The sequence below is a fragment of the Actinosynnema sp. NPDC023658 genome, assembly GCF_040639995.1.
Lineage (GTDB): Bacteria > Actinomycetota > Actinomycetes > Mycobacteriales > Pseudonocardiaceae > Actinosynnema.
Genome location: NZ_JBFAAX010000986.1, coordinates 1 through 1,993, shown reverse-complemented (window position 1 = coordinate 1,993; position 1,993 = coordinate 1). Strand labels below are relative to the sequence as shown.

2 protein-coding genes are annotated in these 1,993 nt (G+C 71.0%); both read right to left on the bottom strand.

Annotation, left to right across the window (positions count from 1 at the left end):
• Window positions 1-655, bottom strand: a 655-nt coding sequence (locus AB0G02_RS37225) for a PQQ-dependent sugar dehydrogenase (protein ID WP_360804313.1), incomplete at its 3' end; no start/stop codon positions are given.
• Window positions 656-838: 183 nt separating this feature from the next.
• Complete coding sequence (locus AB0G02_RS37220) at window positions 839-1,693, bottom strand: bile acid:sodium symporter family protein (protein WP_360804310.1); 855 nt, start codon at window positions 1,691-1,693, stop codon at window positions 839-841.
• Between the last annotated feature and the right edge of the window lie 300 nt (window positions 1,694-1,993).

Sequence of the window (1,993 nt, the reverse complement as noted above, 5' to 3'; positions counted from 1 at the left end):
GGCGCAGCGCCAGCGACCGCACCATCGGGCTCACGTCGTGCTCGCGGCCGGCCGCGCGGGCCAGGCCGAGACCGAAGGTGACCGTGCCGATGGAGTGGCTCGGGTACTGCTGGCACCAGTCGGTGACCAGCGGCTGCTCGGCGGTCATCGTGCCGCCGGCGCCCATGGTCAGCTTGGAGACCCGGCCGGTGACCACGCAGCCCTGGTCGGTCGCCCCGGGCGGGGTCGGGCACTGGTCGCCCCAGCGCGGGTGCGTGCCGCCGGGCGCCGCGTCGTAGGTGTAGGCGAGGTAGACGTACGGGCGGGTCGGGAACTGCGGGTCGACGGCCAGGCCGAGCAGGCCGCGGTCCCAGAAGTCCTGCGTCTGCGCGCGGAGGTCTGCGAACACGGTCGCGGTGGTGTCCGCGAGCGAGTCGTAGACCTTGACCAGGCCGCTCTTCTCCGCGATGAACACGCGGCCGTCGGGGGCGAAGGAGACGGCGGTCGGGTTGGTCAGGCCGCCGATGGCGAGGGTGTCGGTGAAGCCGGTGGGCACGGCGGCGTCGGCGGTCGGCGGGAGCGCCACCGCGGTCGCGGCGACCAGGAGGGCCGTGGCGGCCACGGCGGTCGCGCGTCTGGAACGGGTGGAGAGTCGTGCGCGGCGGAGTAATCGCATGTCCGGGTTTGTCCCTCCGTGACACTTTTGGGTGAGCACGGAAGGGTTACATGCGGGTTGGCGAGTACGCACTGCTTCACCGGGGCGGTATCGGTCTCGCGCACGTTCTCATTCGAGCGGAGTATCGGTCACCCCGATAAATCGGTCGACGCGTGATCCGTTCGGCGGCTTCCGGCTCGGCGTTCAGTCGAGCGGGGCCCGGTTCCGCGTCAGCAGGAACCCGGCCGCGGCGGCGAGCGGGAACATCACCACCGCGTAGACGGCGGCCGGCACGGCCAGTCGCTCGCTGCCCAGCACGCTGATCGCGACCGTGATCGCCAGCGTGCTGTTGTGCACGCCGACCTCGAACGCCGACGCGACGGCCTGCCGCCGGCCGACCTTCGCCAGCCGGGGGAGGAGGTAACCGGCGGCGAGGCTGAACGCGCAGAACAGCACGCTCACCAGCCCCACGGCGGCCAGGTAGGCGGCGGTGTTCTCCAGCTCGGAGATGATCGTGCCCGCGATGACGACCACCAGCACCACCACGGAGACGATCCGCACCGGCCGGTCCGCGCGGTCCGCGAACGCCGCCGACCAGCGACGCACGAGCATGCCCAGCACGACCGGGACCAGCACGAGCGCGAACACCTGGGCGACCTTGCCGAACTCCAGCCCGAGCGCGCCCTCGGTCGCCGGTTCGAAGTGGTCCAGGGCGAAGTTCACGATCAGCGGCAGGGTGACCGACGCGATCACCGAGTTCACCGCGGTGAGCGTGATGTTCAGCGCGACGTCGCCGCGGAACAGGTTGGCCGTGGTGCCGCCGGGTGACGCGGCGAGCAGCATCATGCCGACCGCGAGGACCGGGTCGAGGTCGACCGCGAGGACCAGCCCGAAGCAGGCCGCCGGCAGCAGGACCAGCTGGGTGGCCAACGCGACCGCGACGGCGCGCGGCTCCCGCGCGACCCGGGCGAAGTCGGCGGCCGTCAGCGACAGCCCGAGCCCGAACATGACCACGGCCAGGGCGACCGGGAGGCCGACGCTCGTCAGTGCGGAGTCCACGGCGATCACCTGCGTTTCTGCGTCGAGCCCGGACCGGGAGGACAGCGCATCGTCCCGCGGAACCGGACGAATCGGGAGGGGCCGCGGCGATCCGGTGATCGGCAGGTACGGGACCCCGTCGGCGGTGCAGGGGATCGAACAGGCGATCCGCCACCCGACGCTTGTTATCGTTAACAGATTGCGGTAACGCGCGCGAACGGGTCCGGCTGTCGAACGGATTCGACTCCAGAGGGTTGCATCAACGACGTAGCGACTCAGCTATTGAACCGTCGCGGATCGTGCTGTTAGCGTTAACAGAGT